This is a genomic window from Terriglobia bacterium (assembly GCA_020072565.1).
GTDB lineage: Bacteria > Acidobacteriota > UBA6911 > UBA6911 > UBA6911 > JAFNAG01.
In genome coordinates this window covers 1-15,884 of record JAIQGI010000083.1, presented here as the reverse complement: position 1 = coordinate 15,884, position 15,884 = coordinate 1, and the positions used below count along the sequence as shown (strand labels likewise).

Annotated in this window: 12 protein-coding genes; 2 read left to right on the top strand and 10 right to left on the bottom strand. The window is 58.1% G+C overall.

Annotated elements, in window-relative coordinates:
• The 4 genes from LAP85_27735 to LAP85_27720 form a co-directional block, all read right to left on the bottom strand.
• A partial coding sequence (locus LAP85_27735; protein MBZ5500204.1) for a hypothetical protein occupies nucleotides 1–419 on the bottom strand: 419 nt, incomplete at its 3' end.
• The gene (locus LAP85_27730; GenBank protein MBZ5500203.1) at nucleotides 404–925 is read right to left on the bottom strand and encodes a DNA cytosine methyltransferase; all 522 of its coding nucleotides are present in this window, start codon (nucleotides 923–925) and stop codon (nucleotides 404–406) included. The genes LAP85_27730 and LAP85_27735, both read right to left, overlap by 16 nt.
• A 28-nt stretch (nucleotides 926–953) precedes the next feature.
• Entirely contained in the window at nucleotides 954–1,730 is a 777-nt protein-coding gene (locus LAP85_27725; protein MBZ5500202.1) for a hypothetical protein, read from the bottom strand.
• On the bottom strand, nucleotides 1,723–2,127 hold the full coding sequence (locus tag LAP85_27720; GenBank protein MBZ5500201.1) for a PadR family transcriptional regulator: 405 nt from the start codon (nucleotides 2,125–2,127) through the stop codon (nucleotides 1,723–1,725). The genes LAP85_27725 and LAP85_27720 overlap by 8 nt, the downstream gene beginning before the upstream one ends.
• Nucleotides 2,128–2,404: 277 nt before the next feature.
• Here LAP85_27720 and LAP85_27715 point away from each other — a divergent pair, with 277 nt between their 5' ends.
• Nucleotides 2,405–4,801 (top strand): protein kinase, encoded by a 2,397-nt coding sequence (locus LAP85_27715; GenBank protein MBZ5500200.1) that lies wholly within the window; start codon nucleotides 2,405–2,407, stop codon nucleotides 4,799–4,801.
• Between the two features lie 216 nt (nucleotides 4,802–5,017).
• Here the strand turns inward: LAP85_27715 and LAP85_27710 are convergent, their stop codons facing one another.
• A complete protein-coding gene (locus LAP85_27710) occupies nucleotides 5,018–6,805 on the bottom strand; it encodes a hypothetical protein (protein MBZ5500199.1) in 1,788 nt (595 codons plus the stop codon).
• Between the two features lie 346 nt (nucleotides 6,806–7,151).
• On the opposite strand from LAP85_27710, the gene LAP85_27705 reads away from it, so the two are divergent.
• On the top strand, nucleotides 7,152–9,905 hold the full coding sequence (locus tag LAP85_27705; GenBank protein MBZ5500198.1) for a hypothetical protein: 2,754 nt from the start codon (nucleotides 7,152–7,154) through the stop codon (nucleotides 9,903–9,905).
• A gap of 423 nt (nucleotides 9,906–10,328) precedes the next feature.
• On the opposite strand, the gene LAP85_27700 is transcribed toward LAP85_27705, so the two are convergent.
• The 5 genes from LAP85_27700 to LAP85_27680 all read right to left on the bottom strand — a co-directional run bounded on the left by LAP85_27700 (nucleotide 10,329) and on the right by LAP85_27680 (nucleotide 15,643).
• Complete coding sequence (locus LAP85_27700) at nucleotides 10,329–11,054, bottom strand: RNA polymerase sigma factor (GenBank protein ID MBZ5500197.1); 726 nt, start codon at nucleotides 11,052–11,054, stop codon at nucleotides 10,329–10,331.
• A 153-nt stretch (nucleotides 11,055–11,207) separates the two neighbouring features.
• Complete coding sequence (locus LAP85_27695; GenBank protein MBZ5500196.1) at nucleotides 11,208–11,894, bottom strand: response regulator transcription factor; 687 nt, start codon at nucleotides 11,892–11,894, stop codon at nucleotides 11,208–11,210.
• Nucleotides 11,895–12,007: 113 nt separating this feature from the next.
• Entirely contained in the window at nucleotides 12,008–13,840 is a 1,833-nt protein-coding gene (locus tag LAP85_27690) for a HAMP domain-containing histidine kinase (protein MBZ5500195.1), read from the bottom strand.
• Between the two features lie 227 nt (nucleotides 13,841–14,067).
• On the bottom strand, nucleotides 14,068–14,973 hold the full coding sequence (locus LAP85_27685; GenBank protein ID MBZ5500194.1) for a hypothetical protein: 906 nt from the start codon (nucleotides 14,971–14,973) through the stop codon (nucleotides 14,068–14,070).
• Nucleotides 14,974–15,145: 172 nt separating this feature from the next.
• Nucleotides 15,146–15,643, bottom strand: a complete 498-nt coding sequence (locus LAP85_27680; GenBank protein ID MBZ5500193.1) for a hypothetical protein — start codon at nucleotides 15,641–15,643, stop codon at nucleotides 15,146–15,148.
• Nucleotides 15,644–15,884: the final 241 nt, after the last annotated feature.

The window sequence follows — 15,884 nt, the reverse complement described above, 5'->3', positions numbered from 1 at the left end:
TAGAGTGCCTGGAATGTGGTCTCGGTGGCGCTGTCCAAGCCATTGATCGTGTGCAGGAGGGTGTAGCGCACGAGCAGCTGGCCGGCGAGAGAGGGAGTGCGGAGGCGAAAGAACAGGCGTTCGTCCTCGGTGTAGGGCTCGAACGTGAGGCTCATGTCATGCTCGCCCCCGGCAGGGTCGGCGAGCAGGACGTCGTAGATTTGATAGGGGACTGCGCCGGCCTCGGCCTCGGTCAGTTCGTAGACATACTGGCCGGTGACCACGTCGAGATAGGTCGCGGCGTGGATGGGAAGGCGCAGGTTGAGGGTCTTGAGCGCCTGGCGGATCGCAGCCTCGCAGGTGGCATCGGAGAAGAGAGTGCCGTCGTCGAGCAGGATCGCTTGGAGCTTGTCGGTGAGCTGAGCTAGAGTATCGGCCATAGTGTCATCTGCCTTTCGATTGTGTAGGCGAAGCGATAGCTGAGGGGATGGGGTATCTTCGCTCTGTTGGCTGGGGAGTGATCGTGGCGACCGTTGTTGATGAGCCGGGAGAAAGGGATCTCGCCGATGGGGGGTAGATGGCCCCACAGGTGGAAGGCGCCGAAGATGCGGGCGGGTTTGCCAAGGTGAGGCTCGAAAAAGGGGACAGCGCCGCGCACGTTCTCGATGACCCAATACATGGGATTGCTCTCGTCGACGATACGCTTGCATGCGAGCATGAGGGACAGATCGGGGTACTTCTTGTCGGGGTGCCAGCTATCTGGTTGTGTGAACTTGGAGAACTCGGTGCAGGGGGGGCTGGCCCATACGAAGATAGGTTGGTCGCCGTCGTAGTGCCACGTGCGAATATCTCTGAACGCCGAAGAACGCAGACGAACGCCGACATTTTTGATCGTGTTGCGGCCAATTCCCCGGTTCTTTTCTGCTTGCCGTCCAACTTCACTGATAGTTCAGGTTAGGGCCCAGAATCGCCCCTTACAGACCATCATTTTCTGCTTCCAAGCGAATGGAGCTCACCGGACGCTGTCCTGGTTTGGCGTTGGCGGAAGGATCAGGAACGGACCCGACAAAGCGGCAGAAGATGCCACGCACCTTCTCGACGATCAGAACGACGACAAAGCGAAATCCACGCCAGAAGTGCTTGCCGGACCACAACATCAGCAGCCCTACCGCGAGTATGATCAATGAGACGATCAACCCGAGGACGCCGGCTGCCTGGGGATTGTGCTGGAACGGCCCAAACGAAATGATCTCCGTTCCCACCATGTCGTTGACGGTGTAGAGGATACCCGGAGCCAGGATGGCTATCGCACTCACAACAGAGGTGGCAAAGCCGGCTACTACCAGAGAAACTGCGGCCCCAAAATAGCCGATCAACAAGGCGAACAGCCCGGCCAAGAACCCGACGAGGAGAGCCAGTGCACCGAGGCCTAGCGGCACGCCGAATAGGGCAATCAGCACGCCAGCGACGATATAAAGTGGCGCCTTCTTACCCCTGCCGAGACGGGTGACGGCTTGCGGCATGCGACTGGCAATCACGTCGGCCGGGTCACCCAGTCTCCTGAGCACCTTCAGAATGCGCTCAATCTCGTCGCCCGCGCTCTCGTCTGTGTATGATTCATAAATATGGGAGCGTATCTCGTTCACCACTTCCTGGCGGTCGATGTCCGGCATTCCCTTCAGGCGTGCGGACAAACGCTCCAGGTAATCGGTCACGATTCTCGCCACAGCCTGCGGATAGTCGCTATTCATGGTCTGGGTTCCCAATGATGATTTTTTTCGTTGCCTGCGCTTCCGGAGCCGCTGCGATATCCTGCCCGGCGGCATCCACCAATCCCACAAGTCGGCGGAATTCCCGGTTCAGAGCCTCGCACATGGCTCGGCCGGCGTCGGTCAGGGCATAATACTTCCGCGGTGGCCCCTGGTTGGATTCCACCCATTCGGTGCGCACCAGCCCTTCCTTGGCCAGGCGCGACAGGATGGGATAAATGGTCCCTTCTTTCAGGTCAAGGGCTCCGGCGGCGGTCAGATCCCGCACAAGCGAATACCCATAGTGCGTTCTTAGATACAGGGCGGTAAGGATCGCCAGCTCCAGTATCCCCTTGCGCAGTTGCGTAATCTTGTTGTCGATCTCATCGTTCTGGTACATGGTTACACATGGTATACGCTTATACATAGTATTTGGTTCAGAAATATTCATGGGGTCGGATCTTGATGAATCATGGTCGCTGCCCAATTTTGATCTTTTCAGATCAGACCCCGGCCGCGGCTGCCTGTTGCTGAATTCGTTTCTGAGCAGGATGAGAAACAATTGTAACCTCTTCCGCAAAAGCGCTAAACTCGCGTCCGTGCGGATGTACTCCGTCAGGGCCGCGCACCTGACCCCGCGCAGGACCTTCACGAGATGTCAAGCCCGGAGGCGATCGATGCCGATCCGAAGGGGTGACACGCTTTCCCATTACCGGCTGATCGAGAAGATCGGCGAAGGTGGTATGGGAGTCGTCTGGAAGGCCCTAGATACGACCCTTGGCCGCAACGTCGCACTCAAAGTCCTACCCGAGTCCGTCACCTGTGATGCGGATCGGGTGGCACGGTTCGAACGGGAAGCCAGAACGCTGGCGGCGCTCAACCACCCCAACATCGTTACGATCCACTCGGTGGAAGAGTCGGAGAGCGCACGCTTCCTTACGATGGAGTTGGTCGAAGGTGAACCTCTCTCCGGGCTGGTTCATGTCGGCGGGCTCCCGCTCGAGAAGATCTTCAGCATAGGGATCCCGTTGGCCGGCGCTCTCGCTGCCGCACACGAGAAGGGCATCGTCCACAGGGATCTGAAGCCCGGCAACATCATGGTGACCGAAGGCGGCGAGATAAAAGTCCTGGACTTCGGCCTCGCCAAGCTCAAGCCGGCAGCCGCGGTGGCGGAAGCTGAGCCGCCGACAGAGACGATGACTGCGGCCGGCCAGCTGGTAGGCACATTCCCATACATGTCTCCGGAGCAGGTACAGGGCAAGTCCGTCGATCATCGATCGGATATCTTCTCGCTTGGCATTATTCTCCATGAAATGGCCACCGGCACGCGTCCGTTTCAAGGCAAGACGCGCGCCGAGTTGATGTCGAGCATTCTGAGAGACATACCGGCGCCGGTAAAGGAAGCACGCGTGGAATTGCCTGATTTTCTCGGGAAGATCATCCGCCGCTGTCTCGAGAAGGATCCTGGCCGCCGCTACCAATCCGCCCTCGACGTACGCTACGAGCTCGAAGATCTGAAGAAGGAGCTCGAGGCTGCGCAGGCAGTCAAGGCGCGCCCCTCTGCTGCTCCATCCATCGCGAAGGGTTTCCGTCGCTGGTGGATTGCCGCGGCTGCCGTCCTGGGAGCCGTCTTGATGGCCCTTCTAGCTTTCTACACCTTCGGCCCGCCCCGCGAGCGGTTCATAGGCAGGCCGGCCCGGCAGATTCGCTCACTCGCTGTGTTGCCGTTTCGCAACATGATGGGCGACGAAGCGCAGGAGTACTTCGTCGAAGGAGTCCACGAGGCCCTCATCACCGAGCTGGCCAAAACCGGGCTTACGGTGATATCGCGCACCTCGGTGATGCGCTACCAGAAAACCGACAAGCAGGTGCCGGAGATCGCGCGCGAGCTCAACGTGGATGCGGTCATCGAAGGCTCGGTGCTTCGAATCGGCAGCGATGTCCGCGTGACCGCTCAGCTCATCAATGGATCGACGGATGAGCATCTGTGGGCTGATTCTTATGACCGCGAACTTGCCAACACGATGGCCATGCTCGCGGAGGTGACGCGCGCCATAGCGGGCCAGATCAAGCTCAGCCTGACACCCGAGCAGCAGGCTCGGCTGTCGGGTGCACGGCCGGTCGACCCGAAAGCCCAGGACGCCTACCTTCGAGGCCGGTATTACCTCAACAGAGCCAGCGCTGAGGGCACTCAAAGAGCCCTGGAGTTCTTCCAGGCGGCCATCGACATCGATCCTTCGTATGCGCCCGCTTACGCAGGGACGGCTATGGCCTGTGCCATAGCAGGCGTGGCGGGCAGTGGGCTCAGCGACCCTGCACGGGTCGGGAAGTTTCGGGCAGCTGCGGATAAGGCGGTCGAGCTGGATCCGAAGCTGGCCGAAGGGCACGCAGTGCGTGGGCTGGTCAAACTCTACTTCGACTGGGAGTGGTCGAAAGCCAAGGAAGAGCTCAAACTGGCCCTCGAACTCAATCCGGCAGACGCGCTCGTCTATCACCCATATGCCGACTGCTTTCTGGTGGAGGGACACGCGGAAGAATCGCTAGCGCTTGTCGAAAAGGGCGCCAAACTCGATCCCCAATCGCCGCTTGTTGTGGGTCCCGTAGCCGGACACCTCGGTTTCCTGCGCCGATTCGATGACCAGATGGTAGAAGCCCGCAGGTTTCAGAAAATGTTTCCAGACTCTATATTCGGCATTAATTTTTTGAGATATGCACTCTGGCACAAAGGCCTGTACGACGAGGCGATGGCACAGTATCGGCTTTCCTGGAAAGAAGATCGTGAGATGTTAAATGCCCTGAATCAGGGTTATGCGAGAGCCGGCCCGCGGGGAGCGATGCGGGGTATAGCCGAAACGTTGGCTGCGCGCTCCAAGCAGGGTTACGGTCATCTGATCGAGATCGCGCAATATTACGCTCGGGCGGGTGAGGCAGACGCGGCATTTCAGTGGCTGGAGCGCGCCTATCGTGAACGCGCCCCCTTCCTCGCCCACCTCCAGGCAGATCCCGATTTCGATCCGTTGCGCTCCGACCCCAGGTTTGACAGCCTCCTGCGGCGTATGAACTTCCCGAAGTGACCACGCCTCGGTCTGCAGTTCGTTGCGGATCCTCCCGGAGTTGGAATTCGTAACCCGCCGCTCGTGGCAATCTTTTCCGGGAAACCCCGCCAGGGCGCCGCAGTCGGCCGAGGTGGCGGTCCCGCCTGCAGAGATAAGTGTCGAAAGGGGGCCAGGTTCAAACGCGCCGGCTTGTCATTTCACTGCCTCTCCAAGCCGATAATGAAAAACCCTGGATCAGTCGAGTTCGAGCCACTTGAACCAGATCGGATGGTTCTCCTTGTACCATCCGAGGATCTCCCGGAGCTTTACCTGATCCTGAGGGGGGATGACATCGTCCGGAATACGTTTGAAGTGAAGTCGGATGCAGCTCTCGCCGAAATGCTCCAGGGCTTCTGTGCAGAGGGTCTGCAGTTCATTCCGGATCCTTCCGGAGTCGGAAATCGTAACCCGCCGCTCCCGGTAATCTTCTCCGCGAAGAAACCGGTTGAGCAAAGGGTTGAATATGAGCCTGCTCTTCCCAATCGTCTCCAGCAGGCGCAGTGTAAATGTGGTGCGTTTGTCGCCTTTGGTCGTGGACAGGCGAACCGTCACCCGGTAGGAGTTTTCGCTGATCTTTTGAATCCCGGGAGCCCCTGTGTAGGGATCCGGCAGCATGTACCCCGAGACAGCCATGACGTCCCAATTTTTGCCGGGAAGGAAATCGTCCGCAGAGAGAACACCTTTGTTCAGCGGAATCCCTGCACTTTTGGCCTGAAGGATGTTGTTCCTATATTGTTCGATGGTCTCCTTGTCGAGTTCCCTCCCAAAGATTCGGTACAGCTGCTCGCCGAAATCCTCCGCGGCTGGATCCATTCTCATGATCAGGGGTTCACGGTCGTAACCCAATTCGAATGTCGATGAGAAAATGGCGAGGGATACGTCCAGACCAAGGATCGGATACAGGCTGGCTGCCTGAATCGCTTCGGCCGATGCAGCGTAACCGTCCACGATAAACAGATGGGTTTCACCGGCAGCGTCTTTCCATGTTCCCACCTGGAACGTGGGCGCATAGGTTCCGGAATCCGTAAAGGCCTTGTGCCCGTTGGGCAGTACCCACCCGTCGTCGATCAGATCCGCGCCGAGCGCCTGCCACGCCTCCCAGATCCTCCCGATGCGGTGGACCCGGCTCTTGCCCCGCAAAGTCCACACGTGTACGTTTTTGTTTTTGATGTCGGGATAGCTGATTTTGATGGACTCGAGTACTTTCGCCCTCGGTGTGAAGAAATTAACCAGCCATGACTCCTTGCCAGCGTTTTCCACAACCTCGCGGGGCAGGACGAGGTTCCCCATGTAGCCCTCGTAAGGTTTGGTAATGCACAGGGGTTGATCGAAGATATGTAATACGGTCAGGGGGCCCGTTGTTGCGCCTTGCGCGAACCGGGAGGTGTTCTCGAGTGTGTCGATCGCTGTGCCCCAGACGGTTATCCCGGCGTCGTTCAAATCACGATGAAAGTCATCCCACCGGTATGTTTCCGAATTGATCAGCTGATGGACCCTGCCTTCCAGGAAGCGCGCGACCTGTGGCCTTGCGTAAATCCTGCCGAATCCGAGCAGGGGATTGGAACCCATTTCGGGTGTTTCCCCTGCCTTGGGCATCAGCCCTTCCCCCAGACAGACCATGATCGCGTGATTCTCCGGCAGGGAGCGCGAGAGATACCACAAGGACTCGCTCATCGCGTAGGCGGAAATGGCATCGGCATCTTTTTTAACCTGGTTCAGACCTTTCTTGTCCAGATGAAGGCCCTCGCCGTAGCGCCCGAACAGCTGCGTGCCCAGCGCAGTCACGGCAGCGGTCATCATGAACATCCTTTCCATCTTGGCATCCACGAAAGAGATGCTGTCGCTCAACTTCGTCCGGCGGGTGCCGCGGATCCAATCCACTTCGACATCTTCCAGCCACAGATGGAATCTTCCCAAGAGCGGGCTGGTGTCAAAGGCCCACTGCGCGACCCGATTCCTCTTCTCTATGGCTTTTTTGTCCATTTCGATGGTCCTTTCTATCGAAGTCGGGCTGAGATGGAATTCACGCAATCCTATGTAGTATATCTTTCAATCGAATACAAGAGACTCATGGCTCAGAATTTCGCTTGCTCCTGAAACTCTCTCGATATAACAATGTTCTCCTGGAGAGAATCTCAGGTCTCATGCCGAATTTCTACCCAACGCAACTTTTTGCCATGCAGCGTCCAGCAAATAGCCGGCGTTCCTGCTGTGCGAGGCAGGCGTGATTCGCGGACGCTTTCCTGGTTGGATCCCCGTCCTGGTTTTGCTGCTTGTGCCTGCAACGACCTCGCCTGCTCAATTTCCGACTTCTACGATTTCCGGGTCCGTGTCTACACCGGACGGCACACCGATTCCTGACACGCAGATTCAATGGACGCAAAACGGGCGGTCGATCTCCCTCCTCGCAGATTCCTCCGGCTGCTTTTTCTTCCATTTTGCTTTTCCCGGCCGCCACACACTCAGTTTCCGGCACACGTCGACTCCCGAAGTCGGCACGTATGAGGCTCTGGTCGGCCCCGGCACTCCCCTGCACTTGACGGTTGTGCTTCATTTCAGCGGGGAAGACGACTCCGGGCCGGGCACTTGGGAGATCAAGGCACAATCCGCTCGGACCCGGGATGTCTGGCAACCCGAGCGGGTCCTCACCGAGAAGCAGATCGAATTACTGCCGAGTACAGAGCACCTTTGGTCGCTTCTGAACCACACCGAGGCATCGCTAGTGGCGGAACGCTACGACATTTCGGGACTGAACAGTCAGCGCCAGCTTTTGCTCGGCGTGCGCGGCAGTTCCTGGACTCAGAACCAGGCTTTGCTGAATGGGATGACCATCAGCCACCCTGCCGGCGACGGGATCCTTGCCTTTCCCGACCTGGCGGCCATGGAGGCAATCATCTACACGGCCGGCGACTCTCCAACCCGGCACACGGGCCCCGGTGCCCATCTGGAATTCATACCGAAGTCGGGAGAGCGCGAATTGCACGGCCAGGCCCAGGCTTTCTTTCAAAGCGGGGCGCTGCAGAACAGCAACCCGACCACCCGCGACCGCTTTTTCGGCCTTACGGAATCCGACGAAAGATGGAAGCATTTTGTGAACGGCGGCGTGCAGCTGGGAGGGCCGTTGTGGAGCCGGCCCTGGACCTACTTCGGCTCCATCTCGGTTCGAGACCTCGAAAAGCGTATCCGTAATCATCCATTGCCCGTGTCCGCCACCGTGTTCCAGGAGGCTTTCGATCTTTCGGGTCAGTTGTCGGCCCGGGATCAGCTGGGTTTGTATGGGTCAGCACAGCAGTTGGGCGAGCCCGAGGCAGGATCAAGCCCCCAGGTCACCAGGGAATCAGCGCTGGACCAAAAGCGTTCCTATCACGCTGTGCAAGCGGTATGGACGCGATATCTCTCTGCAAAGAGCCTTCTGGATTTCAGATTCGGGGTGGCACTTGGCAACGTGAAAACGCATTTCCAGCGCGACGCTCGGGGGCAGAGCTGTGAGGATGTCTTCCCGGGATACGCTCTCTTCGGGGTGCCGGATTCCCCTTCACCCCGGACTATGATCGAGATGCTGAGCAACACCAGCAGAGGACCGGCGCCACTGGCGATTTCCTCCGACGCCGGTTCGACCGAAGGATCCGCAGTTTTCTCGACCGTACGCAAGGGCGCCGGGAATTCGGATCACAGGGTGTCGACGGGAGTGAGTTACCATCGGATGTCTCTGATGCAGGATTACTCCGCCATCGATGGTGTGAATCTCCTGTTTTTCGAGGGTGCCGCCAACTCAGTAAAGATGCTCAACACGCCGGTACGAACACGGGATCGCGTCAGTCAGTTGGAATTGCATGCCTCGGATAGTTTTTCCTGCGCGCGCTTGACCCTGACTCTCGGAGCTTCTGTCGACTCCTCCCGGGGACAAGATCTCCTGTACTCCGGACAGACTGCCAATTCTCTGATGTGGACAAATGTTGCCGGGAGGTTTGGGGCAGCGTACCAGGTGCTTGACCGGTACCCGCTTGTGCTGCGGGCAGGCGTAGCGCAAATCTACGATCAGGCCCTCGTAAGCATCTGGACTGCCGCAAACCCCGATGGCCTCGGAGTACGGCTCTACTCCTGGGACGATGCCAACGGCGACCGGCAATTTCAGGGAGGAGAAAATGCACAGATTTTGAAGGTTTATGGTTCGCCGTATACCAGGATGGACCCGAAGCTGAAGAATCCGAGAACCACTGAACTGACTTTTGGGCTCACGCAGGAAGGCCCACGCGGTGTCACTTTCCACATGTTCGGATTCCGGCGGTTTGAGCACAAACTCATTTCGCTGGTCAACCAGGGTGTACCCTTTTCCGCATATCTTCCGGTGCAGGTGTTCGACCCGGGCCCGGATGGGATGGTGGGCTCCGCTGACGACAGGTTCATCTCCGCATTCAATCAGAGACCGGAAACTCTGGGGCAAGACCGCTATCTTTTGACCAATCCGGGCGGGCTCAATGGCTTTTCTGAAGGCCTTGAGCTGAAGATCAGCTTCTCCACAGGCCGGATTCAGGCGGAAGCCGCAATGACCCGCTACCGGGCGGTCGCCGCCACAGCCCCGGGCATGTCAGCACAGGAAAATGACACGAGCGCTTATCTCGGCGTCTTCGACGATCCGAACAAAGCCGCCTGGGCCAGAGGCAGCACCTATTTCGACCGGGGCACCCTTGGAAGGCTCTGGGCAACCTCCAGACTGGCCTGGAACCTGCGCGGGGCTGTGATCGTCAGCTATCAGGACGGGCTGCCCTACGGCAGGTATCTTCCGATCATGGGTCTCAATCAAGGGATCATCGGCGTCCTGACGACACAACGTGGCCCCGGAGGAGCAGGATCCTTAGCAGGACCGATGACCTCTCACTACGAAACAATCGATGTGCGCCTCTTGAGGGATTTCGCGCTGGGAGAGGGCAGGTTGGCGGCAATTCTGGATGTCTTCAATCTGGCGAATCGCGCCCAGCCTCTGCTCCAGACGGAAGTGACGGCCCCGACACAATACTGGCGCATCCCCCTGAGATTCGAGACGCCGCGCAGCGTGCAGCTGGGGATGCGCTACAAGTGGTAGTGCATGGTGCAGCATACCGCAAGTAGATGCAGATGAAGGAGGCCCCTCATCGGGAAAATAACGGACAAAGTGAGTCGATTTCGAAGGGAGGTTCGAATGAACTGGAGGAAAAGCTCGATCCTGGCAGCGTCACTTCTTCTGGCTGGTCTGGGTTCTGTGGGCCTGGCCGATGCCTTTCAGTACGCCAAATTTCTCACTGTCGCCGATATTGAGAAAGTTACAGGACTCAAGGGGGTCAACCAGGTGCCGAAAAGTCCCGACGTTGACGGGGACTTGAATTTTGCCGGTCAGGACGGGAAGCTCATTTTGTCGGCGACCTTCCTTCCCGCAAACTCATATGTCGGATTCAGATCCTCCCAGAATGGGTTCAAGTCATCCGTGTCAGGCGTCGGTGAGGAAGGCTTCATAGGGCCGGCCGGAAACTCACCCTCTTTCATACTGGTTTTTCGCAAAGGTGCTTTCGCCGTGATGCTCAACACCGAACTCGAAGGCAAGACCGGCGCCAGAATCCCAATTGAGAAGCTCATCGCTCTGGGGAAGATCGTGGCTTCGAGAATGTAGTCGATTCATCCGAAGGCCCGCGGAACGCCGGTCGTTCATAGAGCGAAGCTTGCGGTGCATCTCTTTGCGTGCTCGAGATACCCGAACCCTGGCAGCCACTGGGGAGATCTGCAGAGCGCGTGCGATCTCAGCATATTCCAATCCCTTGAGCTCTCTCAAAACGAAGGCACTTCGATGGTTCGGTTTTAGTGCGCTCAGCAGCAGGCGCGCGACCTGGCGGAGTTCTGAAGGAGACGAGGAGGAGTCTTGTGCCTGCCGGTTCCAGCCACAGAGAAGCGGAGTCTCCCGATAGCTTACGTAGAACCGCGCCTGCTGAGATCGACGATGGCGCAAGACATCGATGCAGTAATTGGTCGTGATGCGCATGATCCAGCGATCAAAAGGGCGGCTGGTATCGAATCTGTAGAGCGAAGTGTAGGTGCGAAGGAAGATTTCCTGCACCGCGTCTTCACTTTCCAAGCGATCGACGAGCCTGCGACGAACCGTACGCCAGATTGCGGTCTGATATCGACGGACTAATTCTGCGAAGGCAAGCTCATCCCCGCGCAGCGTGTTTTCTACAAGAATCCGATCGGTGGAATCCACCATGGCCATCCTTCACCCGAATATTGAAACAGAGGTTCCGGCAAGCAGTCGCCGGATACCATTGCCTGCAATAAGTCTTACGCCAAAGCGCGAGTGGAGGAGTTTAAATCGAGGTAAAAAGGTACTTTACATCCTTTTAACAATTGCGCAGAACGCTCAGCCGGCAAATCGATAGCCGAGCCCATGAACCGTCACAATCCACTGCGGCTGTTTGGGATCGTCTTCGAGTTTCTGCCTAAGCCAGGCGACGTGGACATCAACGGTGCGGGTATAGGGCGTGGACGTGTAACCCCACACTTCCTGGAGGAGCCTCTCCCGCGAGAGTGTGGCGCCCCGATTCTCGATGAAGTAGCGAAGCAGCTGAAACTCTTTGGCTGAAAGGGCGACAACTTTCCCCGTGCGGTAAACTGCGGTCTTGCGGAAATCAACCCGGATGGAGCCGAATTGGTGCACTGCCGACGCCTCTGCGGGTTGTTTGGTTGCCCGTCTCAACAATGCTTCCACGCGGGCAAGAAGCTCCATCATCTCGAAAGGCTTGGTGACGTAGTCATCGGCGCCTATCTTCAAGCCCACAACTTTGTCCACCATTTGATCGCGCGCGGTGAGCATTAATATCGGCGTTTCCAGCCCCGCCTGCCGCAGGTCGCGGCAAACGTCGAATCCGTTTTTTTTCGGAAGCATGAGATCGAGGATGATCAGATCAAAATCGCCGCCGGCAGCCTGAGTGAAACCGGCCTCGCCGTCGGAGGCGGCTTCCACTCTGTATCCCTCTCTGTGCAGCCGATCGCTGAGGGTGAGGCGTAATCCCGGCTCATCCTCGATCAGCAAGATTCTTTGCTCCATGGCAGGATCTTATACCCCGGAGTAGTGTTCGGAACAGTCAAAGGGCTGCATCGGATTGCGAAACGGGAGATGCCGATGGCACTCGGCCATCCATGCACACTCACTCTTCGCCATCATGACTGCACCGGCCCGGCCGACAATTCTGCTTCTTCAGGCGGCAGCGCGGGCAGATGGATCGTGAACGCGCTGCCCCTGCCCGGAGTGGTCTTGACGCTGATGCTCCCTCCCATGGCGACCACAGCCTCGCGAGCCATACAGAGGCCGAGACCGGTGCCATGAATCTGAGCAGCCGTAGCCGCACGACCCCGATAAAAAGGGTCGAAAATGTGCGGAAGGTCAGCGGGCTCGATTCCCATTCCCCGGTCTTCAACGGTGAGCAGCAGCTCTGAGCCTTTTCCCCCCTGAGCGCGCTGCGTTCGCACCGCCAGCCAGCGACTTCCTCCCGAGTATTTCAAGGCATTGCTGATCAGGTTTTCGATGCACTGAGACAAAGCATGTGCATCTACATTGACCCGAGCCGGATCCTGTTGGATGCTTTTTTCCAACGCAAATCCGGCGGCTTCAATCATGGGACGAACCTTCTCCAGCGCCTTCTCGGTGATCTCGTCCGCCCGAACCGGAGTGAGGTTGTATTGCCGGCGTCCTTTCTGATGACTGGCGAACTGGAGGATCTGCTCCACCATGCCGGTAAGCCTCCATCCCTCATCACGAACGAGTTCGCCGTACTGCCGGATCTGCTGACTCGAATCCGCGACCACTCCTTCCGCAAGATTGTCACCCGCCGAACAAATCACCGCCAGGGGCGTCCTAAGCTCATGGGAAACTCCTGCAACAAAATCCATCTGGAGCTGGGCAAGACGCTGTGCTCTCTGTGTGTAGGCGATGATCAAAGCCATACTCGAGGCCAGCATCAGCAGGATGCCGAAGCTGATTGCCAGGTTCCGCCGCCGCAGGCCGGCCACCACAGCCTCGAGCGAGCCCTGGCTGTGTTTTACGATCAACTCCCAGTCGGTACCGTCGTTGCCGGCCAGAATTCCGGGTGAGCCGCGTCCCCTGCCCCGACCGGACGGGACGAACGCCGGGCGCGGGGCATCCGGGTTCGGCGGTCTCAGATCGCCGCCCATGCCCGGGCCCCTTCGGCCCATGCGCGCCCGGGACTCATCCAGCAGAGGGACACTTGCATCAGGCGATGCGAAAGCCGCAGCCGGCAGGTTGGGATCGGACTGATAGATGATCGCGCCAGGATCGCGCCCGCTGAGGATGGCGACTTTATAAATGAAGCCGTCCGGACCTCCAAAATATCTCTGAGCGAGTTCGGGGAGCAGCTCAGCCCGGATGGAATCCAGGCTCAACTCTACCATCAGATACCCGAGGAAATGCACATTCGCCGTGGGGGGCTCGGACGGGGGTTGGAACACCATGAGGGGATGAAGCAACAGCGGGATCCCGGAAATCATGGTCCAGGAAAAAGGACGAACGTCGGCAGGCGGCCGCGCGGAGCCCACAAATGTACGTTCGTACCGTTCGCGCACGCCCTCGAATCGGGCCGGCCACGGAACGGAGGCGAAGGATTTCGCATCCGGCATCAGTTTCAGAAGTTGCGGATTTGCGTCATCTCCGGCAATCCAGAGATAAACTGAACTCGCCAGGGATCTCTCGGCACCGGTCAAAAGGTCGGCAGAGCTCCGGGCGTAACGTTGCCAGTCCCTGCTCGCCAGGATTGTCGGATCGGGTTGAAATGACTGCCCCAGCTGCTGAAGATCGCGGTTGAACTCCTGTCGAAACTGGGTGGTGGCGTTTCTCAGGCTGGCCTGCATTCGCTCGCGCTCGGCCTCGCTGACCTGGCCGCTCCAGCGATACTGCAACACGGCGAGAACTGCCAGGATCACCGCGAGAGCTACGACAATGCCAATCGACGAGACCGTGCGGCTGGGCAGGAACCTCATCGGGGCCACTCAAACCTCCATGTCCTCCCGCCGGCTGGAACCGTGTCACGGGAGCGGATATTCCGGGGCAACAAGCTCACAGCGCTCGCGTTGGCCTCAACAGTCTGCGCCGTGACTCATCGCCAACGTGATTGCCTGATTGTTGATACGGTTCCAGCTCGATTTCGTTACAAAAAGAGAGCGAAGCACAAAAGCAGAAGACCGGCAATTGCACCCATGCCGGACACTCACTGTAGGGATTTGCGGATGAGCTTGCCGAGATCGAAGTCGACTGAGAAGAAAAGCGTGTTGTAATCAAAACGCATGCTTCGGCTGTATCCAATCTCGAGGCTCAGACTGGATGATGGGTACAAATCCAGCCAACCGGCGACGCCATGGTCTCTGGCAATATCCGCGGTGCCGACGACGACGCTTTGGATTTCAAAGACCCTCCCGTGACCGCCGAGCTTGGCCGGATTGCCAGCTTGACCGCGCGGAATCAGCTTGCTGAACACTTTCTGTTCACCTTTTGGAACATCTGAGTACACGGAAGCCCCTACGCTCACAGGATCGAAAATCTGGAAATTGGTGCCGCCCTCGAAGTGTCCGACGACTCCCAAGGTAGTGAAAGGACGGTAAAAGAAATGAGTGTCGGAAATCGTGTTGCCCATGCCCGCGTTGCCGAAAGGGGTGAATCTGCCGATGGTTCTCTCGAGGTAGTTGGACCAATCGACGGTCACGCGCCCGGTGCTGAAACCTTTCTGCGAATCCCCGGTGGGGGCACTTCCCCGGAGGGTGGTGCTGAAATACCAATCATCGTTGCTCGCCAGCCCTCTCAGTTCGAGATAAGCATTGCCGATGCCGTTGTTGGAAACGAATCCCTGGGTCACGCCAGTGCTCGAGGCCATGACAAAATACACGGGCAGGCCGGCGGTCACCTCAAAATGCTTGTTGAACCTGTATCCGACGGCATCACTCAATTTGAAGATCCGACCGGCCTGATCAGAATTGCCGGCAAAACCCAGAGATAGCAGAAGTCCTTTCTTATCTGCCTGCGGCGCCGCTAAGCTGCGCGCTTCCGGGAGGGTCAGGACAAGAGCGAGAACCAAAAGCCGCCCCAAAGACACTCGGGAATAGATTGTCTGCGCCAGCATTACGATTTCCTCAATAACTGATCGGGCATTTACCTTGTGAGTGCCGCAAAAATGGAGGACGTGGTGCCCACCTTTCAACGGGAGCAGCCACATGGAGGGCTTGCTTCCGGATCAGTCGTTGTCACCAAAAGGTGCCCGCCTGCAGGCGGGCACTTGGTTGATTAGGTGCCTTTCAGCGCTTGGATCCCTTCCGGACCGGGCTGTGCCCCGAGGCGCGGTTCTGTTGTGCCGCCATGTTGTGCTGGGCCCGCAGTTGGCTTTGATGTTCATGCTTCATCTGCTTGTCGGCGTGCTTTATTCCGCTCACGACGTGTCCCAACTTCACGCCGTTCTCTTTGGCAATTTCCCCCCAACCCTTTCCTTGCTGGAATTCCTGGGCGAGCTGGTCAAAGCTCTTTCCTGTCGACTGGGCCAGGGCATTGGCAATAAACAGCTGGCCGTATCCGAAATTCGTGCTCTGTTTCTCGTTCTTAAGGGTGTCGATTGGAATTCCGAGCTGTTTTGAAATGGCCACCAAGGGTGCGTCCGATCCACTCATCTTCGCGGCATCTGCGTCCAGACGACCGGCTTCCTTCTCCAGGTTTTTGAGGTCCGGCGATTGCGTCTGCGCATAAGAAGTGCCCACAACGAGTATCAAGGCCAGCACCATGGTTGAGATATTTCTTACCATATTGCCTCCTGCGATCTCCTTATATGGAGCCCTCAATCGGGCTGTACCGGATATTTTATCATTCCGGCTCAGGCCGCCAATGTGTTCCCTGACACAGAGGGCGCTAAACCACTACCGGCTGAAGCCGGTAGGTTCCTTTTCGACTGAAAGTCGAGGTTGCGGCTGAAGCCGCCCGAGGAATCCCCGGCTCACAGCCGGCTCAAGGCTTGGTCGGTGCGGTGATCTTGAATCCCTGGTCGTC

What these genes read in the sequence shown, in the direction of transcription:
- LAP85_27725 (MBZ5500202.1), bottom strand. Translation starts at nt 1,730, where the DNA reads ATGAATAGCGACTATCCGCAGGCTGTGGCGAGAATCGTGACCGATTAC.
- LAP85_27720 (MBZ5500201.1), bottom strand. Translation starts at nt 2,127, where the DNA reads ATGTACCAGAACGATGAGATCGACAACAAGATTACGCAACTGCGCAAG.
- LAP85_27715 (MBZ5500200.1), top strand. Translation starts at nt 2,405, where the DNA reads ATGCCGATCCGAAGGGGTGACACGCTTTCCCATTACCGGCTGATCGAG.
- LAP85_27710 (MBZ5500199.1), bottom strand. Translation starts at nt 6,805, where the DNA reads ATGGACAAAAAAGCCATAGAGAAGAGGAATCGGGTCGCGCAGTGGGCC.
- LAP85_27700 (MBZ5500197.1), bottom strand. Translation starts at nt 11,054, where the DNA reads ATGGTGGATTCCACCGATCGGATTCTTGTAGAAAACACGCTGCGCGGG.
- LAP85_27695 (MBZ5500196.1), bottom strand. Translation starts at nt 11,894, where the DNA reads ATGGAGCAAAGAATCTTGCTGATCGAGGATGAGCCGGGATTACGCCTC.
- LAP85_27690 (MBZ5500195.1), bottom strand. Translation starts at nt 13,840, where the DNA reads ATGAGGTTCCTGCCCAGCCGCACGGTCTCGTCGATTGGCATTGTCGTA.
- LAP85_27685 (MBZ5500194.1), bottom strand. Translation starts at nt 14,973, where the DNA reads ATGCTGGCGCAGACAATCTATTCCCGAGTGTCTTTGGGGCGGCTTTTG.
- LAP85_27680 (MBZ5500193.1), bottom strand. Translation starts at nt 15,643, where the DNA reads ATGGTAAGAAATATCTCAACCATGGTGCTGGCCTTGATACTCGTTGTG.